General features: G+C 60.7%; 26 protein-coding genes. 5 read left to right on the forward strand and 21 right to left on the reverse strand.

Going from position 1 to position 23258, the window contains the following annotated elements; translation table 11 throughout:
* Positions 1 to 92: 92 nt before the first annotated feature.
* The 12 genes from E4656_RS18315 to pomA all read right to left on the reverse strand — a co-directional run bounded on the left by E4656_RS18315 (position 93) and on the right by pomA (position 9716).
* Positions 93 to 554 carry a ClpXP protease specificity-enhancing factor gene (locus E4656_RS18315; protein WP_240754030.1) on the reverse strand — a complete coding sequence of 154 codons (462 nt, stop codon included), beginning with the start codon at positions 552 to 554 and terminating at the stop codon, positions 93 to 95.
* On the reverse strand, positions 547 to 1176 hold the full coding sequence (locus tag E4656_RS18320; RefSeq protein ID WP_135484775.1) for a glutathione S-transferase N-terminal domain-containing protein: 630 nt from the start codon (positions 1174 to 1176) through the stop codon (positions 547 to 549). The genes E4656_RS18315 and E4656_RS18320 overlap by 8 nt, the downstream gene beginning before the upstream one ends.
* Positions 1177 to 1259: 83 nt before the next feature.
* The gene (locus E4656_RS18325) at positions 1260 to 1967 is read right to left on the reverse strand and encodes a cytochrome c1 (protein ID WP_240754032.1); all 708 of its coding nucleotides are present in this window, start codon (positions 1965 to 1967) and stop codon (positions 1260 to 1262) included.
* Positions 1964 to 3217 carry a cytochrome b gene (locus E4656_RS18330; protein ID WP_135484776.1) on the reverse strand — a complete coding sequence of 418 codons (1254 nt, stop codon included), beginning with the start codon at positions 3215 to 3217 and terminating at the stop codon, positions 1964 to 1966. Before E4656_RS18330 ends, E4656_RS18325 begins: the two co-directional genes overlap by 4 nt.
* Positions 3217 to 3816: a ubiquinol-cytochrome c reductase iron-sulfur subunit gene (gene petA / locus E4656_RS18335; protein WP_135484777.1), complete on the reverse strand. Its 600-nt coding sequence runs from the start codon at positions 3814 to 3816 to the stop codon at positions 3217 to 3219. The genes E4656_RS18330 and petA overlap by 1 nt, the downstream gene beginning before the upstream one ends.
* Before the next feature lie 252 nt (positions 3817 to 4068).
* Positions 4069 to 4461 carry a 30S ribosomal protein S9 gene (gene rpsI / locus E4656_RS18340; protein WP_135484778.1) on the reverse strand — a complete coding sequence of 131 codons (393 nt, stop codon included), beginning with the start codon at positions 4459 to 4461 and terminating at the stop codon, positions 4069 to 4071.
* Between the two features lie 10 nt (positions 4462 to 4471).
* A complete protein-coding gene (rplM, locus tag E4656_RS18345) occupies positions 4472 to 4900 on the reverse strand; it encodes a 50S ribosomal protein L13 (protein ID WP_135484779.1) in 429 nt (142 codons plus the stop codon).
* 90 nt (positions 4901 to 4990) lie between these two features.
* Positions 4991 to 5284: a hypothetical protein gene (locus E4656_RS18350; RefSeq protein ID WP_135484780.1), complete on the reverse strand. Its 294-nt coding sequence runs from the start codon at positions 5282 to 5284 to the stop codon at positions 4991 to 4993.
* Positions 5285 to 5297: 13 nt separating this feature from the next.
* Positions 5298 to 6875, reverse strand: a complete 1578-nt coding sequence (gene prfC, locus E4656_RS18355) for a peptide chain release factor 3 (protein ID WP_135484781.1) — start codon at positions 6873 to 6875, stop codon at positions 5298 to 5300.
* Positions 6876 to 6963: 88 nt separating this feature from the next.
* A complete protein-coding gene (gene cmoB / locus E4656_RS18360) occupies positions 6964 to 7971 on the reverse strand; it encodes a tRNA 5-methoxyuridine(34)/uridine 5-oxyacetic acid(34) synthase CmoB (RefSeq protein ID WP_135484782.1) in 1008 nt (335 codons plus the stop codon).
* A 6-nt stretch (positions 7972 to 7977) separates the two neighbouring features.
* On the reverse strand, positions 7978 to 8937 hold the full coding sequence (locus E4656_RS18365; RefSeq protein ID WP_135484783.1) for a MotB family protein: 960 nt from the start codon (positions 8935 to 8937) through the stop codon (positions 7978 to 7980).
* 26 nt (positions 8938 to 8963) lie between these two features.
* Positions 8964 to 9716, reverse strand: a complete 753-nt coding sequence (pomA, locus tag E4656_RS18370; RefSeq protein WP_135484784.1) for a flagellar motor protein PomA — start codon at positions 9714 to 9716, stop codon at positions 8964 to 8966.
* 130 nt (positions 9717 to 9846) lie between these two features.
* On the opposite strand from pomA, the gene E4656_RS18375 reads away from it, so the two are divergent.
* From E4656_RS18375 to dxs, 3 genes are read left to right on the forward strand one after another with little or no spacing between them, the layout of a single operon-like run.
* Positions 9847 to 10077, forward strand: a complete 231-nt coding sequence (locus E4656_RS18375; RefSeq protein ID WP_135484785.1) for an exodeoxyribonuclease VII small subunit — start codon at positions 9847 to 9849, stop codon at positions 10075 to 10077.
* On the forward strand, positions 10074 to 10973 hold the full coding sequence (locus E4656_RS18380; RefSeq protein WP_135484786.1) for a polyprenyl synthetase family protein: 900 nt from the start codon (positions 10074 to 10076) through the stop codon (positions 10971 to 10973). The genes E4656_RS18375 and E4656_RS18380 overlap by 4 nt, the downstream gene beginning before the upstream one ends.
* Before the next feature lie 59 nt (positions 10974 to 11032).
* Positions 11033 to 12949, forward strand: coding sequence for a 1-deoxy-D-xylulose-5-phosphate synthase (gene dxs, locus E4656_RS18385; RefSeq protein ID WP_205849272.1), 1917 nt, complete (start codon positions 11033 to 11035; stop codon positions 12947 to 12949).
* 27 nt (positions 12950 to 12976) lie between these two features.
* Here dxs and E4656_RS18390 read toward each other — a convergent pair whose 3' ends face one another.
* The 8 genes from E4656_RS18390 to nrdR are packed head-to-tail and all read right to left on the reverse strand — an operon-like array spanning position 12977 to position 19802.
* The gene (locus E4656_RS18390; RefSeq protein ID WP_135484787.1) at positions 12977 to 14581 is read right to left on the reverse strand and encodes an HD domain-containing phosphohydrolase; all 1605 of its coding nucleotides are present in this window, start codon (positions 14579 to 14581) and stop codon (positions 12977 to 12979) included.
* Between the two features lie 25 nt (positions 14582 to 14606).
* A complete protein-coding gene (locus E4656_RS18395; RefSeq protein WP_135484788.1) occupies positions 14607 to 15122 on the reverse strand; it encodes a phosphatidylglycerophosphatase A family protein in 516 nt (171 codons plus the stop codon).
* Positions 15106 to 16137 (reverse strand): thiamine-phosphate kinase, encoded by a 1032-nt coding sequence (gene thiL / locus E4656_RS18400; RefSeq protein WP_135484789.1) that lies wholly within the window; start codon positions 16135 to 16137, stop codon positions 15106 to 15108. The genes E4656_RS18395 and thiL overlap by 17 nt, the downstream gene beginning before the upstream one ends.
* Positions 16138 to 16143: 6 nt before the next feature.
* Positions 16144 to 16578, reverse strand: coding sequence for a transcription antitermination factor NusB (gene nusB / locus E4656_RS18405; RefSeq protein WP_135484790.1), 435 nt, complete (start codon positions 16576 to 16578; stop codon positions 16144 to 16146).
* On the reverse strand, positions 16579 to 17055 hold the full coding sequence (ribH, locus tag E4656_RS18410; RefSeq protein WP_135484791.1) for a 6,7-dimethyl-8-ribityllumazine synthase: 477 nt from the start codon (positions 17053 to 17055) through the stop codon (positions 16579 to 16581).
* Positions 17052 to 18182, reverse strand: coding sequence for a bifunctional 3,4-dihydroxy-2-butanone-4-phosphate synthase/GTP cyclohydrolase II (gene ribBA / locus E4656_RS18415; RefSeq protein WP_135484792.1), 1131 nt, complete (start codon positions 18180 to 18182; stop codon positions 17052 to 17054). The genes ribH and ribBA overlap by 4 nt, the downstream gene beginning before the upstream one ends.
* A 19-nt stretch (positions 18183 to 18201) precedes the next feature.
* Positions 18202 to 19347: a bifunctional diaminohydroxyphosphoribosylaminopyrimidine deaminase/5-amino-6-(5-phosphoribosylamino)uracil reductase RibD gene (ribD, locus tag E4656_RS18420; protein ID WP_205849273.1), complete on the reverse strand. Its 1146-nt coding sequence runs from the start codon at positions 19345 to 19347 to the stop codon at positions 18202 to 18204.
* Complete coding sequence (gene nrdR, locus E4656_RS18425; RefSeq protein ID WP_135484794.1) at positions 19344 to 19802, reverse strand: transcriptional regulator NrdR; 459 nt, start codon at positions 19800 to 19802, stop codon at positions 19344 to 19346. The genes ribD and nrdR overlap by 4 nt, the downstream gene beginning before the upstream one ends.
* A 434-nt stretch (positions 19803 to 20236) precedes the next feature.
* Here nrdR and E4656_RS18430 point away from each other — a divergent pair, with 434 nt between their 5' ends.
* Positions 20237 to 20530: an HlyU family transcriptional regulator gene (locus tag E4656_RS18430; RefSeq protein ID WP_167856139.1), complete on the forward strand. Its 294-nt coding sequence runs from the start codon at positions 20237 to 20239 to the stop codon at positions 20528 to 20530.
* A gap of 19 nt (positions 20531 to 20549) precedes the next feature.
* Positions 20550 to 21902 (forward strand): exodeoxyribonuclease VII large subunit, encoded by a 1353-nt coding sequence (xseA, locus tag E4656_RS18435; protein WP_135484796.1) that lies wholly within the window; start codon positions 20550 to 20552, stop codon positions 21900 to 21902.
* Position 21903: 1 nt separating this feature from the next.
* Here xseA and der read toward each other — a convergent pair whose 3' ends face one another.
* A complete protein-coding gene (gene der / locus E4656_RS18440; RefSeq protein ID WP_135484797.1) occupies positions 21904 to 23256 on the reverse strand; it encodes a ribosome biogenesis GTPase Der in 1353 nt (450 codons plus the stop codon).
* Between the last annotated feature and the right edge of the window lie 2 nt (positions 23257 to 23258).

A 23258-nucleotide genomic window follows, 5' to 3' on the forward strand; every position in this document is an offset into this window, starting at 1 on the left:
GCCGTGTCAACCACCAGACCCTAACTAATCAGCAGATTTTTCTTTGCAGATCAGACGCTTGGGTTGTTTTTTGATCAACCGAAGAAACCGAGTCACTTGACGACCTTGAGTTTCGGCCGCTTGTTCCCGTCCTGACTGCCACCATCCTTGCCCTTGGGACCGCTGCCCTTGCCCGGACCCGGGTCACGAGGGCCACCACCTGATGGCGGGCCGTCATCTTTCACCTCGAACACCATGCCCTGCCCGTTTTCGCGGGCAAAGAGGGCGGCCACAGCATGGCAGGGCACCCGGATATGCTCGAGCTCACCGCCGAAGGTTGCGGAGAGAATGATTTCCTTGTTGCCAAGGTTCAGAGACTGTACCGACCGCAGCGCGATATTGAGGGTAATCCGTCCATCCTGAACATAGGCCTGCGGCACCTGAACACCCGGCACATCGGCCTGCACCACCATATAGGGGGTGCAGCCGTTGTCGGTAATCCATTCGTGCAGGGCTCGAATCAGGTACGGACGGTTATCCGACATCGGCGGTGGCGGTGGCGTCTGTTCACTCACGCATTTCACTCTCTACTTCAGACAGGCTGACCTTGAACGACTCGCGCTCGAACACCCGCTGCATGTATTTACCCAGATTCTTGTCCGCCCGGTCTTCCACATCAACGCCCAGATCGGGGAGCCGCCACAGAATAGGCGCCACACAGCAATCGACCAGCGTGAAGTCCTCACTCATGAAGTAGGGCTTCTCGGCAAAGATGGGCGCGATGCTGATGATGCTTTCGGACAGTCGCTCGCGCGCTTTCTGCACCTCGGCACGATCACGGCCAGCCGTGATGATATCCACCAGAGCACACCAGTCGCGCTGGATGCGGTGAATGTACAGCCGGCATTCGGCACGCGACACCGGGTATACCGGCAACAACGGCGGATGCGGGAACCGCTCGTCGAGATATTCCATCATGACATTCGGCTCGTAAAGCACGAGATCCCGGTCTACCAGGGTAGGGAGACTGTTGTAGGGGTTGATATCACTGACTTCGGTCGGCACGTTGTCCGGATCGGCATCAATGGTATCGACTGCAACGCCCTTCTCGGCAAGCACAATCCGAACCCGGTGGCTGTAATGCGACGCGGGATCGGAGAAAAAAGTCATGGATGACCGCTTGGCCACTACGCCCATGTACGCTCTCCCAGTTATCTAGACACAATGAAGCGCGACAGCCGAAGCTGTCGCGCCGATTCAGGCTTCAGACGCGCCCTGGTTTACTTGACGTCTTTCCAGAGTTCGCGATACAGCAACCATGCGAACACCAGGAAAACACTCAGAAAGGCCATGACGAACCAGCCGATCCGTTGACGCTGCACCTGCACGGGCTCACCCATGTAATCCAGGAAATTGGTCAGATCGACCATGGCCAGATCAAATTCTTCCGGCGACATGGAGCCTTCGTAGACCAACTCCTCGCAGCCGTTTGCACCTGGTGCCTCGGCACAGAGACCCTGCTGATTCACCATGGCATGTGGCATGCCCACATTGTTGTAGAGGGCATTGTTCACGCCATAGGGGCGAATCGGGTCCTCGTAGAAACCGGTCAGGAAGGTGTAGATCCAGTCGGTGCCACGCACCCGAGCGACCAGGGTCAGGTCCGGTGGTGTGGTACCGAAGAACTGGGCACCCAGCGCTTCCGGCATGGCGATCGTCATCAGGTCGCCAATGGGACGGTCGGCATCAAGCAGGTACTCTTCAAACAGGTCTTCCGGGATACTGAGATCACGGGCCACGCGATTGAAGCGGGCATATTCCAGCGAGTGACAGCCGACACAGTTTTCGAAGTAGAGCTGCGCGCCCCGCTGCAGTGACTCGATGTCACGTACATCATTGTCCACGGGACGAACTTCTCCGTAGCCCAGGGCCGACCCGGAAACGAGGGCCACCAGGGCAATGATGATCAAACGCTTCATAGTATTCATCGATTCGTCACCCTCTCCGGTACCGGTTTCGTTTTCTCATAGCGGGTATAGAACGGCATACCCAGGAAGAACGCGAAGTAAATGGCAGTACAGATCTGCGCCAGGATGGTATTCAGCGTGGTTACAGGCTGAATGCCGAGCCAGGTCAGAATCGAGAAGGCAACCGCGAATACCACGATGGATACCCGGCTGATCATGCCCTTGTAGCGCCAGGACCTTACCGGGCTGCGATCCAGCCAGGGCAGCACGAACAGGATGGCAATGGCTGCCCCCATGGTCAGTACGCCCAGCAGCTTGGCTTCGATGAAGAACAGATCGAAGTCCATGGCCCGCAGAATCGAGTAGAAGGCGCCAAAGTACCAGACCGGGTGAATGTTCTCCGGTGTGGTCAGCGGGTCCGCAGGTTCGAAGTTGGCAGTTTCAAGGAAGAAGCCGCCGGCGGTCGGGAAGAAGAAGATAATGCCACAGAACACCATCAGGAAGATGATCACACCGACCAGGTCCTTGCCAATGGTGTAATAGGGGTGGAACGGAATACCGTCACGCGGCACGCCGTTTTCATCCAGGTCCTTCTTGATATCGATGCCATCCGGGTTGTTGGACCCGACTTCATGCAGCGCCACGATATGCAGGAACACCAGCAGCGCCAGCACCAGCGGCAGTGCGATGACATGCAGCGCAAAGAAACGGTTCAGTGTGGCACCTGAAATCAGGTAGTCACCGCGAATCCACTCGACCAGCGGCTCGCCGATAACCGGCACGGCACCGAACAGGGAGATGATGACCTGGGCACCCCAGTACGACATCTGACCCCAGGGCAACACATAGCCCATGAAGGCTTCTGCCATCAGCAGCAGGTAAAGCAGCATGCCGAAGATCCACACCAGTTCACGCGGCTTCTGGTAGGACCCGTACAGCAGGGCGCGGAACATGTGCAGATAGATGACCACGAAGAACATGGAGGCACCGGTGGAATGCATGTAGCGAATCAGCCAACCCCACTCGACATCACGCATGATGTACTCAACCGAACGGAAGGCTTCTTCCGCCGAGGGCACATACTTCATGGTCAGCCAGATGCCAGTCACGATCTGGTTGACGAAGACCAGCATGGCGAGAACGCCAAATACATAGAAGAAATTGAAATTCTTGGGCGCGTAATACTTGGTGACGTGCTTTTCAATCGTGCGCGTCACCGGCAGGCGGGCATCAATCCAGCCCATCAGCCCGTCCTTGTCTTGATTGCTCATCAGGCAGTCTCCCCGTCTTCACCAACTGTCAGCAGATTTCCCTCGCGGAAGTGCGGCGGGACGGCCAGATTGGACGGTGCCGGTACACCCCGGAACACCCGACCGGCCATGTCGAAGCGCGAACCGTGGCAGGCACAGAAGAAGCCACCGAGCCAGTTGTCGTCGAAGGTCTGGGGCGCTACCTCGGGGCGGAACTGGGGTGCGCAGCCCAGATGGGTACAGAACCCTTCCACCACCAGAATTTCTTCTTCACGAGAGCGCACGTCATTGCGTGCGTACTCGGGCTGTTGATCGGCATTGCCCGAATCCGGGTCGGAAAGACGACCTCGCAGCTCGTCAGAGCGCAATGTTTCGAGCATTTCCGGCGTCCGATGCACGATAAAAATCGGCTTGCCACGCCATTCTATTGAAATCATTTCACCCGGCTCCAGGTTCCCGATATCCACGGTTACCGGAGCACCCACGGCTTTGGCCCGCTCACTGGGCTGCCAGGACGCCAGCAGGGGCCAGGCCACGCCGACCCCGCCTGCGGCACCCATCACACCGGTGGCGCCCATCAGGAAGCGGCGGCGGCCTTTATTCACGCCGTCTTGAGTCATTATGGTTTCCTCTGAAATACGAAGGGATCACGATCTTAAAAATGCCGTTGATCTTAATGAAAAAGCACGGCGCTTACAAGGAACTGACACCCTCACTGCAGACTTTACGCTGTGGCAAAAAACGTTGCCAAAACAAGTCACTGCGGCGTCCCTGGCAGGCCTGTGCAGCCCCATCGAAGACACGTCGATCAGCACAAACAAAAATGCCCGCATAAAGCGGGCATTGGCGCACCAACCAGCGAAACCGCCGGATCAGCGCTTGGAGAACTGCGGACGCTTGCGCGCTTTGCGCAGACCCACTTTCTTGCGCTCGACGGCACGCGCATCACGAGTCACATAACCCGCAGCACGCAGTACCCCACGCAAGGTTTCATCATAGTCCATCAGGGCCCGCGTCAGACCGTGGCGGATCGCGCCGGCCTGACCGTTGGCACCACCACCGGCAACGGTGACGAAAACATCGAACTTGCCGGTGTTTTCAGTCAGTTCCAGCGGCTGACGCACGATCATGGATGCTGTTTCACGACCAAAGTACTCATCCAGCGGACGCTGGTTGACTGTGATCTTGCCGGTGCCAGGACGCAGGAATACACGCGCCTTGGAGGTTTTGCGACGGCCGGTACCGTAGTATTGAGTCGTAGACATAGCTTACCTCTCAGATATCCAGTTCTTTGGGCTGTTGGGCGGTGTGAGGGTGTTCGGGACCCGCATACACCTTCAGCTTCTTGAGCATGGAACGGCCCAGAGGGTTGCGAGGCAGCATGCCCTTGACAGCCTGCTCAATAATGCGCTCCGGCGCATGATCACGCAGCTTGTCAAAGCTCATGGACTTCAGGCCACCCGGGTAGCCGGTATGGCGGTGGTACATTTTCTGCGACGCTTTACGTCCGGTGACATGCACCTTCTCTGCATTCACGATAACGATGTAGTCACCGGTGTCCGCATGCGGCGTAAAGATGGCCTTGTGCTTGCCTTTCAGGCGCACAGCCACTTCTGTAGCCAGGCGCCCAAGGGTTTTACCCTCGGCGTTGATCACGAACCAGTCACGCTGGACGTCTTGCGCTTTTGCACTGAAAGTTTTCATTGAAATCTCTAACTCCACCTATAGTGGGGGCTCAGGGGAAGTTATTGCCATGTTTGGAGCGGCGGATTCTATAGAAAGGCAGGGCCTGACTCAAGAAAATTCGCGGTTTTTTTTCAGCAGCAGGATACCGGCCGGAAACATGACCGTGGCCAGCACGGACTCGACCAGCAGACCCGCCGCCGCCCGGTCGCCATCAGTCAGCATGGCCCCGGCAGCGACAAAGACACCCACCAGCAACAGACCCAGCAGAAAGCAGATCATGAAAATACCGGTGGCCACGTCGTCGGTCAGGTCGCGCTGCTGCTGCAGCCACTGTGCCAGTCGCAACGAGGCCAGCCAGGCGGCAACGGAGCAGACAGACACCAACAACAGATAAAGCAACATTCTCTAGTTCTCTCTAATTCTCTCGTATAGCCAGGAAACGCACTTCCGGATGGCGCTCGATCGCCAGCTGAAGATTTACCATGGTAGGTGCAATGTACGTCAGGTTATTGGCGCCGTCCAGCGCCAAATTATCGTAAGCCTTGTCGCGAAACTTCTCCAGTTCCCGTTCGGAGTCGGCCATCACCCAGCGCGCCGTAGCCACATTGATGGACTCATAGAGCGCCTCGACCTTGTACTCCGTGCGCAGGCGATGCACCACCACATCGAACTGCAGGGCCCCGACGGCGCCCACGATCAGGTCGTTGTTACGCAGTGGCCGAAACACCTGCACCGCGCCCTCCTCGGCCAGTTGCACCAGACCTTTCTGCAACTGCTTGGTTTTCAGCGGGTCCTTGAGACGGATGCGTTTGAACAGTTCCGGAGCAAAATTGGGAATGCCGGTAAACTTGAGGGCCTCGCCAGCGGTAAAGGTGTCACCAATCTGGATGGTGCCATGATTGTGCAGACCGATGATGTCACCCGCCCAGGCATCCTCGACCTGAGCCCGGTCACCGGCCACAAAGGTTACGGCGTCGGCGATACGTACATCCTTGCCCAGACGGACATGACGCATTTTCATGCCCTTCTCGTAGCGGCCGGACACAATGCGCATAAAGGCGACCCGGTCACGGTGATTGGGGTCCATATTGGCCTGTATCTTGAACACAAAGCCGGTAAAACGGGTGTCCGCCGCCTCCACGGTGCGCACATCCGTGGCCCGGGACTGGGGCGCAGGCGCCCATTGGGTCAGGCCTTCCAGCATATGGTCGACACCAAAGTTGCCCAGTGCCGTGCCCCAGTACACCGGTGTCAGTTCGCCCGCCAGGAACAGGTCCAGATCAAAATCATGCGAGGCGCCGCGCACCAGCTCGATCTCATCACGCAGTTCGGCGGCATAGTCACCAATGGCGGCATCCAGATCCGGATTGTCGATTCCCTCGATGTGACGCTCTTCCTGAATCACACTGCCCTGGCCGGTGCTGTAGAGAATCACCGTGTCTTCCAGCAGGTTGTATACACCCTTGAAGCTCTTGCCCATGCCGATTGGCCAGGTAATGGGGGCACAGGCAATATTCAGTACTTCCTCGACCTCATCCATCAGCTCGATGGGGTCACGGACATCACGATCCAGCTTGTTCATGAAGGTAATGATGGGTGTGTCGCGCAGGCGCGTGACTTCCATCAGCTTGATGGTTCGCGCCTCCACACCCTTGGCCGCATCAATTACCATCAGACAGGAGTCCACTGCCGTCAGTGTGCGGTAGGTATCCTCCGAGAAATCCTCGTGCCCGGGTGTGTCCAGCAGGTTGACCAGACAGTCTGCATAGGGGAATTGCATGACCGAGGTGGTGACGGAAATGCCCCGCTCTTTTTCCATTTCCATCCAGTCGGATTTGGCATGCTGACCGGACTTCTTGCCCTTGACGGTACCCGCCTTCTGAATCAAGGCCCCGTGCAGCAATACCTTCTCGGTAATCGTCGTCTTACCGGCATCGGGGTGGGAAATAATAGCGAAGGTGCGACGTTTCGCGACTTCCTGCTCTGGAGACATGGTTCTCGGGACACCTGTATGCAAACTGGGAGTGAACGGAAAAGGCCGCGTAGTATACGGATTCAACAGCCGTCAGTCACCCGATGTGCTAAAGATGATACCGCTGCAGCCGACCACCCTCGGGACGTCGGGCGAGCAGCGTGGCGCGCACTGGCGCCGGATGCCCCTCAACGGTCCTGGCCGGGTTGTCAGGGTCCAGATAGTCGGCCAGCGACTGCCCGCGCTTCCAGTTGGTGACGCGCTGTTCCTGCACCGTGGTAGCCGACTGATCCACGCAGCGGACATCCTCGAAGCCCATCTTTTCGCACCACTGGATCAGGGTCGGCACGCTGGGCAGAAACCAGACATTGTTCATACGGGCATAGCGACCCGGCGGCACCAGCGCCAGCCCCTGCTCACCCTCCACAACCAGGGTTTCCAGCACCAGTTCACCACCGGGTCGCAGCGCCTGGCGTAACTCTTCCAGATGATCCAGCGGCGACCGGCGGTGATACAGCACACCCATGCTGAATACGGTGTCGAAGGCTTCCAGTTCCGGCGTGAGGCTTTCCAGCGTCAGCGGCAGCACATGGTGCCGGGCATGCCGGGCATAGCGGTTCACGGCAAAGTGCTGCACCACGGACAGCCAGGACGGGTCGATGCCGATCACCTGTCGGGCGCCGGCGCCCAGCATGCGCCAGCCGTAATAACCATTGCCACAGCCCACATCAAGCACGGTGCGGCCATGCAGGTCGGCCAGATGCGGAGCCACCCGGGCCCACTTGAGATCACAGCGCCATTCGCTGTCGATCGTCAGGCCGAAGAAATCGAACGGCCCCTTCCGCCACGGCATCAGAGCCCGCAGTCCGGTTTCAAGTTGCTTCTGCCGAGCATCGTCGAGGGCATCGGGGTTGAGCAGCGTCACCGCCGACGCGTCGCCCGCCAGTTGACTTGCGGGCAGGTCAGGCAGCCTTGAGAGTGCATCCAGAAACCGGGGCAGATTGCCGTTGTTGTGCTGCTGCAGGCGTTCATGCAGTTGCACTGACAGCGGCGTTTCCCAGTGCGCCAGCGGGGAATCCGCCAGCCCTGCCAGCAGATCATCGTAATTCAGCAACATGAGTACTCAGAATACTTGGTCGGGGTCCAGGCCAAACAATCCCGGGTCACCAAAGTCGACAGGTTCGCCCTGGGCATCCAGTGGAATGCGCTCGCCTTCGAAGTCCGGGTTATCGCGCTGGATGATAATCTCTACACGCCGGTTTGTCGCCCTGCCCTCAGGGGTTTCATTGGTGGCGATCGGCTTGGAGGCACCATGGCCCACCACGGTAAAGCGGTTTTCTTCCATCTCCGGCGCTGCCCACAGGTACTCACCAATCGACAATGCACGGGCTGTCGACAGCTCCCAGTTGTTGCGGAACGGCCCACTGGCAATGGGCACCGAGTCCGTGTGCCCCTCGACCCGAATATCGCCCGGCGTCGTCAACAGCACTTCTCTGACCCGGTCCAGTATGGGCAGAAATTCATCGGCAATGAAATCGGAACCGGAGGGAAACGACTGCTCACGAACGCGAATCACTATGGTCTCATTGAGGGTCTCGATCTGCAGCGCGCCCTGATCGATGTAGTCACCCAGGCGGCCGGCGATCTCTGCGGCTTCTTCCTGCGCCTCTTCGATCATCTGCTCTGTGACGACGATGTCCCGGGTCAGCTCCCCGCGGTCACCCTGACGATCTTCCTGCTGCTGAATTTCATCCTGCGCCAGCACTTCCAGGCTGTCTTCCAGGTCACGGATGGTGTCCTGGCGCACTACATTCAGCGGGGTAGGATCAGGTCGGCCGGGACTGAACTCCTGCGCAATAATCGAGGTACCTCGGGGAATGGCATCGGCCGGCACATCCTGCTGCACACCAAAGGCATTGCGCAGCGAACCGGCAAGACGCTGGAAGCGCAGGGCCTCGATTTCAGAAAATGACAGCAGCAACACGAAGAAGCTGAGCAACAACGCCATCAAATCAGCAAAGGTGGCCATCCAGGGCGGCAACCCTTTCTTTTCTCGTTTGTGCTCCTGATCTTCATCACTCATGGCTCATTCCACCCTTGTCCATGAGATCAGTCGGCACCGCGCTGGCCGGCCGGCAGATAGGTTTTCAGCGCCTGCTCGATAATACGCGGGTTCTGTCCGGCCTGAATGCCCAGCAACGCATCCCGGATCATCTGCTGGGCCATGGTTTCCTCGTCGGAGCGCAGCATGCACTTGTCCTTGATGGGAATGGCGATGACGGTGGCCATGATGGAGCCGTACATCGTGGTCAGCAGCGCTACCGCCATCTGCGGACCGATGGCTCTGGGGTCGTCCAGCACGGCCAGCATGCCGACCAGGCCGATCAAGGTACCGATCATGCCCATGGCGGGTGCCACGTCGCCCAGGGCGCCGAATATACCTGCACCCTGTTCGTGGCGCTCGCGCGTCAGGCGAATGTCACGGTTCAGCAGGGTGCGAACCACATCCGGGTCGTGCCCGCCCACCAGCAACTGGATACCCTTGCCCAGAAATTCATGACTGACCTCCTTGCCTTCCAGCGACAACAACCCTCCTTTGCGGGCCGAGTCGGCCAGCTCCACGACTTCCTCGATGATTTCTTCCGGTTTGATAGCCCGGTAGGAGTAAGCCTTGCCGGCAATCTTGAAGGCGCCGAGAAACTGCTCCAGCGTGAACTTCTGCATGGTCACGAACAGAGAGCCGATCAGAACGATCAAAACGGAAGGCAGATTGTAGTACACGACCGGGTCACCACCGACGATCATCGCCATGATGAGCATCCCGACGCCACCGATCAGGCCGACTATGGTTGCTAAATCCACTGGTAAAGGCTCTCCGTAATTCCTGGATCAATCAGTGAACAGTCAGACAGCACGCATAAGCGTGCCGCTTTATTGACCCCACACAAGCAATTCAGTAGTGTTTGCGCTCCCTGAACTTGGGTGATCATCCATGTCCACTCCTACTAGATCGAACAATTTTGAGAAATCATTAGCGGATCTGGAAAAAATAGTTGCGCAGCTTGAACAGGGAGACCTCTCTCTGGACGAGGCCATGCAGGCGTTTGAACAGGGTGTCCGGCTGACTCGAGACTGCCAGCAACAACTGGATTCCGCCGAGCAGAAGGTTCGCATATTGCTGGATGAAAGCCAATCTTCCGCAGCAGGTGGACCCGCCGAATGACCGAACTCGCGCCGCAGCTCGGGCCGGCGGCCAGGCGTTTCAATGAGTATCTGCACGGCCTGCCGGACCGCTACCCCGCCCGCCACGAGCGCCTGCAGAGCGCTCTGCGCTACGCGCTGCTGGGTGCCGGCAAGCGTGTACGTCCGCTGCTCTGCCATGCGGCGGCACGCGCAGTCGATGCCAGTGACGACGATACCTGGCTGGTGCCGGCGGCGGCACTGGAACTGATACACACCTATTCGCTGGTTCATGACGACCTGCCCGCCATGGACGATGACGCCTGGCGGCGCGGCCGTCCCACCACCCATATTGCCTTTGACGAGGCCACAGCCATCCTGGTCGGCGATGCATTGCAGGCGCTGGCCTTTCAGGTGCTGACCGATGATGGCCCGGTGCCAGTATCACCGCAACAGCAACTGGCCTGGGTGCGGACGCTGGCCCAGGCAGCCGGTGGCCAGGGCATGGTCGATGGTCAGTCCATGGACTGCTTCGCCGCTGCCGGCACCATGGACCTGACAGCGCTGGAGACCATGCACCGGCACAAGACCGGCGCCCTGATCAATGCAGCTGTGGTCATGGGGGCCTGGTGTCGGAGCACGCCACCGTCCGACGACCAGATCACGGCGCTGACGCGATACGGGCAGGCCGTCGGGCTCGCTTTTCAGGTGGTGGACGACATCCTTGACGTGACGTCCGATACCGACACACTGGGGAAGGATGCGGGCAGCGATGCCGCACATGACAAGGTCACCTACGTCTCTCTGCTGGGCCTGCCGGCAGCCCGACGCAGGGCCGGCGAACTGCAGGCCGAGGCCCTGGCCGCACTGCAGACACTGCCGGGTGACACCGCACCGCTGGCCAGCATCGCGGATTACATCGTGGAACGTCTGCACTGACGCAAGACTGACTGGTTATGGCCGGGAGCAGGCAGCTCCCGACAATTGAACGGACAATAATGAGACTATTCACGAACATCCCCACAGAGCGCCCGGTCACCCCACTGCTGGACCGGATAAACAGCCCGCAGGAACTGCGCAGCCTGAACGCCGGGGATCTGTCCCGACTGGCCGATGAGCTGCGCGCCTATCTGCTGTGGTCCGTCGGTCGCAGCGGCGGGCACTTCGGTGCCGGCCTGGGCGTAGTCGAACTGACCATTGCCCTGCACTACTGCTTCAATACGCCGGAAGACCGGCTGGTGTGGGATGTCGGTCATCAGGCCTATCCGCACAAGATACTGACCGGGCGCCGTGAACAGCTGCCCAGCATTCGCCAGGAGGGTGGTCTGGCCGCCTTCCCGGCGCGCGAGGAAAGCATCTACGATACCTTCGGGGTGGGTCACAGCAGCACCGCCATTTCGGCGGCACTGGGCATGGCCCTGGCGGCCAGAAACAGCGGTCAGCAGCGCCGTGCCGCGGCCATTGTCGGCGATGGCGCGCTGACCGCCGGCATGGCGTTCGAAGCGCTGAACCATGCCGGACATACCGACACCAACCTGCTGGTGGTGCTCAACGACAACGACATGTCGATTTCGGAAAATGTCGGCGGCCTGTCGCAGTACTTCTCGCGCCTGCTGGCCAGCCGCACCTACACCAGCATGCGTGAAAACGGCAAGAAGGTTCTGCGCCACTTCCCCGAAGCGGCCCAGATCCTGGCACGTCGGGCCGAAGAACACATGAAGGGCATGGTCACCCCCGGCACCCTGTTCGAGGAACTCGGTTTTCACTACCTGGGCCCGGTGGATGGTCACGACCTGCCCCGCCTGACCGAGGTTCTGGACACCGCCCGCAGCCTTGACGGCCCGCAGTTTCTGCATGTGATCACACAGAAGGGCAAGGGCTTTTCGCCCGCCGAAGCGGCGCCGATCAAGTATCACGCCATCAGCAAGATAGAACCCCAGACGACAACCGGGAAGGCGCCGGCGGCGCCGGCAAAACCCAAATACTCCAACATCTTCGGAGACTGGCTGTGCGATATGGCTGCCGTGGATGAGCGCCTGCAGGGCATTACCCCGGCCATGCGCGAAGGCTCTGATCTGGTCCGCTTCTCACGCGAATACCCGCAGCGCTATTTTGATGTGGCCATTGCCGAACAGCACGCGGTCACTCTGGCGGCGGGCATGGCCTGCGAAGGGGCCAAGCCGGTGGTGGCCATCTACTCCACCTTTCTGCAGCGGGCCTATGATCAGCTGATTCATGACGTGGCGCTGCAGAATCTGGACGTGCTCTTTGCCATCGATCGGGCCGGACTGGTCGGGGAAGACGGGCCGACCCACGCCGGCAGTTTCGACCTGACCTACCTGCGCTGCATTCCCAACATGGTCGTCATGGCGCCGCGTGACGAAGCTGAGCTGCGCCGCATGCTGACCACGGGCTACCACCATCCGGGCCCGGCGGCCGTGCGCTACCCGCGCGGCAGCGGCCCCGGCGTGGTGCCGGACAGCACCCTCGACAGCCTGCCCTTGGGCAAGGCCGAGATCTTGCGCGCGAGCGGCGCCAAGGCCGCCAAGCGTATCGCCCTGCTGGCCTTCGGCAGCATGGTCAGCCCGGCCGCCACGGTGGCCGAGACCCTGGATACAACCCTGGTCGACATGCGTTTCATCAAGCCACTGGATACGGACTGCCTGCAGCAGATCATGGCCGACCATGATGTTGTCGTGACGCTGGAAGAGAATGTGGTGGCCGGCGGTGCCGGTTCAGCGGTGGCGGAATGGATGGCGGCCGAAGATCACCGCATACCGATATTGCAGATTGGCCTGCCGGACCGTTTTCTGGACCATGCCAGCGCCCAGCGCCAGCATATGCTGGCGGAGCTGGACGCGGCCAGTCTGGAGCAGCGGATCGGCGCCTGGACCGCGCGTCAGTTCGAGCGCTGACAGCGGCAGAAGCTCCAGTCAGGGGCTCTAGAGGTAGACAGTCGCGTCGTCGACATCCTTCTGGGCCTCCAGCAGATGTCGCTCGGCGTATTCCTTCCACACCCCGCTGCGCAGGAAGACCTCATACACATCGGCATCGATGTGCTCTTCATCGCGCATATTGCGCAGGATGCTGAAGGCCTGACTCAGGGGCATCGGCTTCTTGTAGGGGCGTTCCTTGGCCGTGAGCGCCTCGAAGATATCGGCCACCCCCATGATACGAGCCGGAATCGACAGCTGATCCCGGGTCAGACCGCGCGGGAAGCCCTTGCCGTTCATCTTCTCATGGTGGCCGCCGGCGTACTCCGGCACCCGGCGCAGGTTGCGCGGGAACGGCAGCGCTTCCAGAATATCAATGGTGATGTCGATATGCCGGTTGATAATGGCCCGTTCGTCATTGTTCAGTGTGCCGCGTGAAATGCAGAGGTTCTCTATTTCCACCTCGGTCAGCAGGGGCTCGGGCTCACCGTCCGCATTCGTCCAGGTCAGGTTGCCCAGCGCCCGCACGCGTTCCTGATCTTCCGGCCGCATGAATTCACCCCCGGTGTTGGCCCGGGTGACGAATGCACAGTCATCATCGATCTGCTGCAAACGGGCCTGCAGGTCGGCTTCCAGGGCCGCTCTCTGGCCCTCGGACACCGCCAGCATGCGCTGCAGATAATCGCGTTCCGTCTGCGCCCGCAGCGCGGAGAAACGCGCCCGCACTGCGTCTATGCCGTCCCACAGCATGTGCAGCTTGGTAGCCTTGTCGACCACATAGTCGGGCGTGGCCAGCTTGCCGCAGTCATGCAACCAGGCCGCCACACTCAGCTCATACCACTCCTCGTCATCCAGATTGAAATCCTTGAAGTAGCCCGTCTTGTCTTCACAGGCCGCCCGCGCAATCAGCTCTGTCAGTTCGGGTATGCGCTGGCAGTGCAGCGAGGTGTGCGGCGAGCGCACATCGGTAATGGAAGCCAGGGCCTTGATAAAGGAGTCGAGCAGTTCCTTGTGGCCATGGATCAGAATCTGGTTGTTCAGTGAGATCGCAGCGTACTTGGCCAGCGCCGCTACCGAGGACAGCACATCTTCGGCAAAGGGGACCACCTGCCCCCGGGGATCCCGGGCGTTAAGCAGCTGCAGTACACCAATCACTTCGCCCTGATGGTCCAGCAGGGGCTGGGTCAGAAAACTGCACGATCGGTAACCGGTCGACTCGTCAAAGCGTTTGGTGCCGGAAAAGTCGAATTCATCAACCTTGTAGGCATCTTCGACAATGACGGGTTTGCGGCTCAAGGCCGCATGACTGGCCACATTGTGATGGTTCGGCTGGCCGTCGCGGAACAGGGGAATCGGTGCCATGGGCACTTCATCACCTTCGTAACCATTGATCTGGATACCCAGCGAGTCGGTGCGCACCACCGAGAAGTGCAATTCCCGGTCCAGGCCATCGCCCTCCACCAGATAGAGGGTGCCACCATCTGCATTGGTCAGTTGCATGGCCTCGGAGACGATACAGTCGAGCAGCGAAGCCAGATTGTTTCGAGATGCCAGCCGAGTCAGCAGATCTTCCTGCTGCTGACCGCTGACCATTGCTTGTTCTGCCGTAGTCATACTTCTTCTCACCTGTGGACAAAAATCAGCCACCAGCAGACAGTGTAGCCGCCCATCCACTAACTAACCAGAGGTGTAGTAAAAGCAGTGCCATCAATCCCGCCAGAACATCATCTACCATGATGCCGAGCCCCCCCTTGACGCGCTTGTCCAGCCAGCTGATGGGCCAGGGCTTGAGGACATCGAAGAACCGGAACAGCAGGAACCCCAGCACCAGATTGGACCAGGTCAGCGGCACGGCAATAAAGACAATCCAGAGGCCCACAAACTCGTCCCAGACAATACCGGGATGATCATGCACGCCGAGATCCCGCGCTGTACGGTCACACAGCCAGATTCCAAGCGCCCCGGTCAGCAGCACCCAGGCAATCTGCCAGGGCCAGTCGAACTGGGCGAACACCGGCACAAACACCAGTGCTGCCAGAGTGCCCATGGTGCCGGGCGCCCTGGGGGCCGTGCCGGTGCCAAAACCGAAGGCGAACCAGTGAATCCAGGAACGGAGCTGGGTGTCATGAGAGCCGGAATTACGCAAAATGGTCATATCCTGTATTGGAGGTACGGAGGCTGAACGGCCGACCCTGCCAGCGAGCCGTCAGTTGCCGGGGCTGGTCGGGCTCATTGGCACGGAGTCGGCCAATGCGGCTGATCGGCTGTGCCTGGTGCTGCGCCAGTGTCTGCAGACGGGTCGAATGTTCCGGCGGAGCGGTGAACAGTACCTGATAATCCTCGCCGCCATACAGCGCCCGGTCCAGCGCCTCGGCCCGGGTATCATGGTGCAGCAGGTCCGGGTTGACCGGCACTTCGTCCAGAAGCAGCTCAGCCGACAGCGCGCTGGCCGACAGCAGGTGCTGCAGGTCCGAAACCAGGCCATCGGAAATGTCGATGGCAGCTGACAGCAGGGGGTTGGCTGCCTGCATGAAGGTCAGTGGCAGCGCCGGTCGATAGAAGGCATCCTGCAGGGTCGGCAGCAGTGGGCGTTCGCCCTGCAGGCCAGCCAAACCGCCGGCGGAGCCGCCCAGAGTGCCGGTCACCCAGAGGTCTTCTCCGGCCCGGGCATCACAGCGCGTGAGCGGTCGCTCACTCAGGCCGTGCACCTGCACACTGAAAACCAGCCCCGGCCCACGCGTCAGATCACCGCCCAGACACCGCACCTGCCAGTGTCGGTTCTCGGCCCTCAGGGTGTCGTGCAGCGCCTGCCAGTCAGCATCACTGAGGCCGTCCGGCAGCACCAGGCCCAGGGTGTAGAACCAGGGCCTGGCGCCCATGGCGGCCAGATCGCTCAGGGCAGCACGCAGCGCCTTGACGGCGGCATCGGCCACTGCGGCAGCGGCCGGGAAATGGGTCCCGGCCACCGCCATGTCCATGGAAATCACCAGCGGCTCGGCGGGCCTGACCGCAAGCGCATCATCACCGTTGTCGATCAGCGTGCGGGGGACGAGATCGCCGAGGCCGGGCAGGTCATCCGCCAACGGCAGCAGCCAGCGGCCGATACGGGCGAACTCACCGTCTGCCGGCGCCCTGCCCTCGGGGTTGAATGCATCGGAACGCCGGGCCATGGTCGTTCAGCGCGCTTGCTCGGCCTGGCGGAGCGTGCGCGACAGCTTGTCGAGCACGCCATTCACATAGCGGTGGCCCTCGGTGGCCCCGAAGGACTTGGCCAGTTCCACCCCTTCATTGATAACCACCCGATAGGGCACATCAATGCGGTGCTGCAGCTCATAGGCGCCCAGGCGCAGAATCGCCATTTCCACCGGTGTCAGTTCGCTGACCTTGCGGTCCAGCACGGTGCCCAGCAATTCATCGAGCTCACCGGTGCGTCCGGTGACCTGATGCAGCAGTTCATGGAAATAGCTCTTGTCGACCTTTTCCATGTTCTGATCCACCATGAACTGGGCCTCTATCTCATTGGCAGACGCCTTGCTGATATGCCATTGATAAAGGGCCTGCATTGCCATGTGGCGGGCCTTGCGTCGGGCTGCGGGTTTGAAATCACTCATTCAGTCATCCATCTGCTGCAGCAGGTTGACCATTTCCAGTGCGCTCAGGGCGGCTTCTTCACCCTTGTTGCCCGCCTTGGTGCCAGCCCGCTCGATGGCCTGCTCTATGGTATCCACCGTCAGTACGCCAAAGGCTACCGGCACATTGTAGGTCAGGGCGGCGCGGCTCATGCCGCTGGCACATTCTCCGGCCACAAAGTCGAAATGCGGGGTACCACCGCGGATCACGGCGCCCAGCGCAACAATGGCGTCGTACTTGCCCGAGGCAGCGGCTTTCTGCACCGCCAGGGGTATTTCATAGGCCCCCGGCACGCGAATCAGGGTCAGTTGGTCGTCCTGAATACCGCGCCGAGTCAGTGCCTCCAGAGCGCCTTTCTCAAGGCTGTCGACAATAAACGCATTCCAGCGCGCAACTACGATGGCATAGCGGCCATTGTTGGCTCGCATATCCCCTTCCAGGGTCTTCACGGTGGTCATCGGGATTCCTCTTGCTTGGGAGCTGTGGGACCCTGCAGGTACTCCACAATCTCCAGATCAAAACCGGATATGCCCCCGAAACGAATCGGGGAGCTCATCAGGCGCATGCGGCTGACGCCCAGATCACGCAGAATCTGGGCACCGGTACCTATGGTCACGTAATTGCCGGAGCGGTTCACGCTGCTGGCCGGGCGCTTGCGGTCCGGATGATCCAGGCGATGCAGCTCATCCATGATGTCGGCGCCGGTATGCTGGTCAATCAGCACCACCACGCCACGACCTTCGCGATTCACTTCGGCCAGTGCCGACTGCAGCGACCAGCCACCGGTATCCACGCCGAGCAGATCGCGCAGCGTCTGGGCGCCATGTACCCGCACCAGCACCGGCTCACCCTGACCGAACTGACCCTGTGACAGCGTCATGTGACGCCCGCCGTCGATCTGATCTTCGTAGACCCGCAGATCGAAATCTCCCCAGGGCGTGCTGATGGGGCGCTGCTCCAGCAGACGAATGGTGCGCTCATTCATCATGCGGTAATGAATCAGGTCGGCGATAGTGCCGATTTTCAGACCATGTTTCCGGGCGAACTTTTCCAGATCCGGGCGGCGCGCCATGGTGCCGTCGTCGTTCATGATCTCGACAATGACCGAGGCCGGGTGGCGACCGGCAAGCCGGGCCAGATCGCAGCCCGCTTCGGTATGTCCGGCCCGGCTTAGTACGCCGCCGGCTTCGGCGCGCAGCGGAAACACATGTCCGGGCTGTACAATGTCATCCGGGCCGGAATTCGGATCAACAGCCACCTGCACCGTGCGCGCACGGTCGGCGGCACTGATGCCGGTGGTAACCCCGGAAGCCGCCTCGATGGAGACGGTAAAATGGGTGCCGTACTTCTCGCTGGAAGACTGCACCATGGCCGGCAGGCTGAGCTCATCACAGCGCTGACCGGTCAGGGTCAGGCAGATCAGGCCGCGGGCCTCCCGGGCCATGAAATTGATGATTTCAGGGGTGACACACTCGCCGGCAACCATGAGGTCGCCCTCATTCTCCCGGTCTTCGTCATCCATCAGGATGACCATCTTCCCCTGTCGGATATCTTCAATGATTTCCTCTACCGTGTTCAGCTCCAAACCGTCTCTCCCCTGTTGATCAGTCAGCTGCGGCGGCTGACGCTGAATGCTTTTCCGGCACGGCGATTATACGCCAGTCGGACCCGAATTGTCGCTGTTCCCGTATCTGCAGACCCAGGCTGTCAGCCATCTGATCCAGTGGCAGGTCGACCACGGGCAGACCCCGGCTACCCAGCCAGCGCGGGGCCATGTACAGCACCACTTCATCGATCAGGTGCTGGCGAATAAAGGCACCACTCAGCCTGGGCCCGGTTTCCACCAGTACCTCGTTGACCCCGCGTTCACCCAATGCCAGCAGCAATTCATCCAGATCCAGATGTTCGCCCCGCCGCGGCAGGCTGATCACCTGTATGCCCCTATGGGTCAGCGCCTCCAGCACCGGGCCCGACTGATCGGCGGCGGTACACACCAGCACATCGGACACATCGGCATAGAATGGGTGGTCCGGCGGCACGCGCAACTGGCTGTCCACCACCACCCGTTTGGGCCCCTGCAACGGAGGATGATCCGGCCAGCGCCGCTTGAGCAGGTCGGGCCTGACCTTGAGACGCGCCTGGTCGTGCAACAGGGTGTCGGCACCGGTCAGCACCACACAGCTGCGGGCGCGCCAGTACTGCACATCGGCCCGGGCGGCTTCGCCGGTGATCCACTGGCTCTCGCCCGAGGCCATGGCCGTGCGGCCGTCGAGGCTGTGGGCGATCTTGAGGCGCACCAGCGGCCGGCCGGTATGCATGCGCTTGAAAAAACCCTGATTGAGCGCATCGCAGGCTTCGGCCAGTACCTCGGTGATCACCTCGATACCGGCCGCACGCAATTTCTCCACACCACGACCGGCGACGCGCGGGTCCGGATCGATATTGCCCACCACCACACGTGCTACCTGTGCGGCGACCAGGGCATCGGCACAGGGCGGTGTGCGCCCGAAGTGGCTGCAGGGTTCCAGATTGACATAAGCTGTGGCGCCGCGGGCCGCTGTTCCGGCTTCCCGCAAGGCAAACACTTCGGCATGCGGCTCACCCACCCCGGGATGCCAGCCGGCGCCGATCTCGACCCCGCCCTTGACGATGCTGCAGCCGACGCGGGGGTTGGGGGCGGCGGTGAACAGGCCCTTTTCAGCCAGTCGGAGGGCGCGTTGCATCCAGCGTTGATCCTGACCCGATCTCATGGACGCAGTTTCTCCAGCCGCTCGATCTCGGCCCGGAACTCGGCAATATCCTGAAAACTCATGTACACCGAAGCGAAGCGGACATAGGCCACCTGATCAAGCTGCTTGAGCGCCTGCATGACGGCCTCGCCCACATTGCGCGAGGAGATTTCCCGCTCGCCGCCGGCACGCAGCTGGTGCTCGATATGGGTGATGGCCGACTCGATGTCTTCCATCGGCACCGGGCGCTTTTCCAGCGCCCGCATCATGCCGGCACGCAGTTTCTCGGCATTGTAGGGTTCACGCGTACCGTCCTGCTTGACGATCTTGGGCATCACCAGTTCCGCCGTTTCGTAGGAGGTGAAGCGCTCTCCGCAATGCACGCACTCGCGGCGGCGACGCACTTGCTGGCCTTCGGCCACCAGGCGGGAATCGATCACTTTGGAATCGGGCTGACCACAGAATGGACAATGCATAGTTCGGGGCCTGTTTTAGCGTGGGGCGATTTTACCGACACAGGATGCACTTGCCTACCTTGGCGCAAAGACTTTGCCGGATCGGCTCAAAGTACTGGCATTTGCAAGCCTTTTCTGCCCCTGAGTCCGAACTTTATTCACATTGGTGCATGACAGAGCCGAGCAGAGGAAAATCCTCTTGCCAGACTCCGAACTGGCTGTCAATATTTTTTTAAGATATTGATTTTAAAGAATTTTTTGAATTGTGCATTTTTTGAACAGTCCAAGTACCCCCTTATGACACCGGCCTCCACGAGCCTTTTTAAATTGTTACTCACAGAGTTATGCACAGAATCTGTGGAAGACTCGCGACAGGCCAGTCATACTCGGGTCAGGCTCGCAGAGCGGCGGACAAACCGCTACAATGGCGCTCCCATTTGCACAGGAAGAACCATATGCTGAACTGGTTGAAATCCCTTCTGGGGGGCGGCGACAGCGCCGCCGGGGCGAACACTGTCCAGCATGAAGAAGACTACAACGGCTACCATCTGGCCATCAGTCCCATACGCGTGGGCGGCCAGTACCGCGTGGCCGGCACCATCAGCCGGGTCGACGATCCGGACCGGGTCTATCGCCTGATTCGTGCAGACCTCTGCCCGTCCATGGATATCGCCGTCGAACAAAGCCTGATGAAGGCCCGCCAGACTGTCGACCAGTTGGGCGACCGCATGTTCGACCAGTCACCCTGAAGCGGAGACTGAATCTGCAATGACTACTGCCGGCGACAACACGCCCATCTCGGTCGCGCAGCTGAACCGTCAGGCCAAGTTCATTCTGGAGCAGCACTTCCCCACCCTGCTGGTACAGGGCGAGATTTCCAATCTGGCGCGCCCCCGTTCCGGCCATATCTATTTCACGCTCAAGGATGCCGATGCGCAGGTGCGCTGTGCCTTCTTTCGCGGTCAGGCCGCACGCCAGCGCCACCCCATACAGGAAGGCGATGCGGTGTTGGTGCGCGGGCGGCTGAGCCTGTACGAAGGACGCGGCGACTATCAGATGATCGTCAGCGGCGTCATGCCGGCCGGCGCCGGAGCGCTGCAGGTGGAGTTCGAAGCTCTCAAGCGCCGCCTGGAAGCCGAAGGGCTGTTTGATCCGGCGCGCAAGCAGCCGCTGCCGACCGCAGTCAGCCGGCTGGGGGTGATCACCTCCGCTACCGGGGCGGCTCTGCAGGATGTGTTGCAGGTACTGCAGCGGCGTGACCCGGGCATGGAAGTTCGGGTCTACAGTTGCCTGGTACAGGGGCGGGAAGCGGCAGCGGATATTCGCCGCGCGCTGCGCTACGCCATCACCGACAATGCCGTGGACGCCCTGCTGCTGACCCGGGGCGGCGGTTCGACAGAAGACCTCTGGTGCTTCAATGACGAAGCACTGGCCCGCGACCTGGCAGCCTGCCCGCTGCCCATTGTCAGTGCCGTGGGTCACGAGACCGACTTCACCATTGCCGATTTCGTGGCTGACGTGCGCGCGCCGACGCCTTCGGCCGGGGCCGAACTGCTGTCGCAGGATCAGCAGGTCTGGCGCCAGCAGTTCCAGCGCCTGGATCAGCAGCTGCGCCTGGTGTTCAACCGTTACCTGACCAGTCAGCGCCAGCGTGTTGATCATCTGTACCAGCGCCTGCGTCACCCCAGTGAGCGCATACGCGAGCAACAGCAGCGCCTGGACGAACGCAGCACTCGTCTGGAGCGTGCCATGCTGGTTCGCCTGCAACACCAGCGGCAACAGCAGAACGCGCTGCAGCGGCGCCTGCAGGCCGCCTCACCGGCTACCCGTCTGCATTATCAACGTACAGCCCTGAACCGTCTCCGGGAGCGTCTGCCCGGGGTCATGCAGCGCTGGCTGCAGAACTATCGTGGTCGCCTCGAGCAGCAGGCCCATGCGCTGCACCTGGCCAGCCCGCTGGCCACCCTGCAGCGTGGCTACAGCATTACCCTGGATGAGCAGCAGCGGGTGATCCGCAGCATCACCCAGGTTGCGCCCGGGCAGACGCTGGAGATCAGAATTGCGGATGGCCGCATCAGGGGCCGCGTGGACAGTACAGAAAAAGCAGAGCGCGGCGACTGATTCAGCGCCGTTGCTTGCGCTTGTTCGAAGTGCTGGCGTAGGGGTTGTCCCCCGAGCGGAATTCCAGCCGCACCGGCGTACCGCGCAGCTCCAGCACTTCCCTGAAAGTGTTCTCCATATACCGCTTGTAGCTGCCCGGCAGCTTGTCGACCTGGTTGCCATGCACCACGATCACCGGCGGGTTGCGCCCGCCCAGGTGCGCATAGCGCAGCTTGATGCGCCGTCCGTTGACCATGGGTGGCTGATGCTCCTGCACAATGCCCTGCATCAACTCGGTCAGGAAATGGGTTGACCACTGTGATGTGGCCGCCTCATAGGCCCGCTGGGCCGACTTGAACAGATGGCCCACATTGGTGCCATGCAGAGCGGAAATGAAGTGCAGGTCGGCCCAGCCCATGAAATCAAGCCTTCGGTTCAGACCGCGCCGTACTTCATCTTTCTGCTCTTCGCTCATGCCATCCCATTTGTTGACCGCCATGACCACGGAGCGGCCGGATTTCAGCACATGGTGCAGCATGTGCAGATCCTGCTCGACCACACCGTCACGGGCATCCAGCACCAAAATCACCACATTGGCACTCTGGATGGCCTGCAGGGTCTTGATGATGGAAAATTTCTCCACCGCTTCGCGTACACTTTTGCGGCGGCGGATGCCCGCCGTATCAATCAGGGTATAGTTGATCTCATCCCGGGTGAACGGAATGGCGATGCTGTCCATGGTGGTGCCGGGGTGATCATAGACCACCACCCGCTCCTCGCCCAACATGCGATTGACCAGTGTCGACTTGCCGACATTGGGCCGCCCCACTATGGCCAGGCGGATGCCCTGCCCGTACAGTGCTTCGGTATCGACCGGCTCGGCGTCCGGAAAGCCGTCCAGCACATCGGTAATCAGGCTGGTCACGCCACGGTTGTGTGACGCCGCCAGTGGGAAGGGATCGCCCAGACCCAGTTCATAGAAGTCGTTGAGTACGGTGTCTTCATTCAGGCCATCGACCTTGTTGACCACCAGTTGCATCGGCTTGCCGGCCTGGCGCAGGTGGTTGGCCAGGCTGTGATCACTCGCCGTCACACCGTCGCGCGCGTCGACCAGAAAGATAACGAAATCGGCTTCCTGAATCGCCGCATAGGACTGTTCAGCCATTTCGGAATCCAGCCCCTCTTCATAGCCGCTGACACCACCTGTGTCGACCACGATATAGGGCTGCTCACCCAGCTTGCCCTCGCCATACTTGCGGTCCCGCGTGAGGCCGGGCCAGTCGGCCACCAGCGCATCACGGGTACGGGTGAGACAGTTGAACAGTGTCGATTTGCCCACATTGGGCCGCCCGACAAGGGCGATAACGGGTGTCAAGG

The sequence above is a fragment of the Natronospirillum operosum genome (genome assembly GCF_004768465.1).
In the GTDB taxonomy this organism is placed as follows: Bacteria; Pseudomonadota; Gammaproteobacteria; order Pseudomonadales; family Natronospirillaceae; genus Natronospirillum; species Natronospirillum operosum.

Coding starts and splice junctions, on each gene's coding strand:
- rpsI (WP_135484778.1), bottom strand. CDS start 4,461: ATGTCTACGACTCAATACTACGGTACCGGCCGTCGCAAAACCTCCAAG.
- E4656_RS18330 (WP_135484776.1), bottom strand. CDS start 3,217: ATGAGCAATCAAGACAAGGACGGGCTGATGGGCTGGATTGATGCCCGC.
- prfC (WP_135484781.1), bottom strand. CDS start 6,875: ATGTCTCCAGAGCAGGAAGTCGCGAAACGTCGCACCTTCGCTATTATT.
- E4656_RS18380 (WP_135484786.1), top strand. CDS start 10,074: ATGACCGAACTCGCGCCGCAGCTCGGGCCGGCGGCCAGGCGTTTCAAT.
- petA (WP_135484777.1), bottom strand. CDS start 3,816: ATGACTCAAGACGGCGTGAATAAAGGCCGCCGCCGCTTCCTGATGGGC.
- nusB (WP_135484790.1), bottom strand. CDS start 16,578: ATGAGTGATTTCAAACCCGCAGCCCGACGCAAGGCCCGCCACATGGCA.
- ribD (WP_205849273.1), bottom strand. CDS start 19,347: ATGAGATCGGGTCAGGATCAACGCTGGATGCAACGCGCCCTCCGACTG.
- xseA (WP_135484796.1), top strand. CDS start 20,550: ATGACTACTGCCGGCGACAACACGCCCATCTCGGTCGCGCAGCTGAAC.
- cmoB (WP_135484782.1), bottom strand. CDS start 7,971: ATGTTGCTGAATTACGATGATCTGCTGGCAGGGCTGGCGGATTCCCCG.
- E4656_RS18365 (WP_135484783.1), bottom strand. CDS start 8,937: ATGAGTGATGAAGATCAGGAGCACAAACGAGAAAAGAAAGGGTTGCCG.
- E4656_RS18375 (WP_135484785.1), top strand. CDS start 9,847: ATGTCCACTCCTACTAGATCGAACAATTTTGAGAAATCATTAGCGGAT.
- nrdR (WP_135484794.1), bottom strand. CDS start 19,802: ATGCATTGTCCATTCTGTGGTCAGCCCGATTCCAAAGTGATCGATTCC.
- E4656_RS18325 (WP_240754032.1), bottom strand. CDS start 1,967: ATGAATACTATGAAGCGTTTGATCATCATTGCCCTGGTGGCCCTCGTT.
- thiL (WP_135484789.1), bottom strand. CDS start 16,137: ATGGCCCGGCGTTCCGATGCATTCAACCCCGAGGGCAGGGCGCCGGCA.
- E4656_RS18390 (WP_135484787.1), bottom strand. CDS start 14,581: ATGACTACGGCAGAACAAGCAATGGTCAGCGGTCAGCAGCAGGAAGAT.
- E4656_RS18320 (WP_135484775.1), bottom strand. CDS start 1,176: ATGGGCGTAGTGGCCAAGCGGTCATCCATGACTTTTTTCTCCGATCCC.
- rplM (WP_135484779.1), bottom strand. CDS start 4,900: ATGAAAACTTTCAGTGCAAAAGCGCAAGACGTCCAGCGTGACTGGTTC.
- E4656_RS18395 (WP_135484788.1), bottom strand. CDS start 15,122: ATGACCATTTTGCGTAATTCCGGCTCTCATGACACCCAGCTCCGTTCC.
- dxs (WP_205849272.1), top strand. CDS start 11,033: ATGAGACTATTCACGAACATCCCCACAGAGCGCCCGGTCACCCCACTG.
- ribH (WP_135484791.1), bottom strand. CDS start 17,055: ATGACCACCGTGAAGACCCTGGAAGGGGATATGCGAGCCAACAATGGC.
- E4656_RS18430 (WP_167856139.1), top strand. CDS start 20,237: ATGCTGAACTGGTTGAAATCCCTTCTGGGGGGCGGCGACAGCGCCGCC.
- E4656_RS18350 (WP_135484780.1), bottom strand. CDS start 5,284: ATGTTGCTTTATCTGTTGTTGGTGTCTGTCTGCTCCGTTGCCGCCTGG.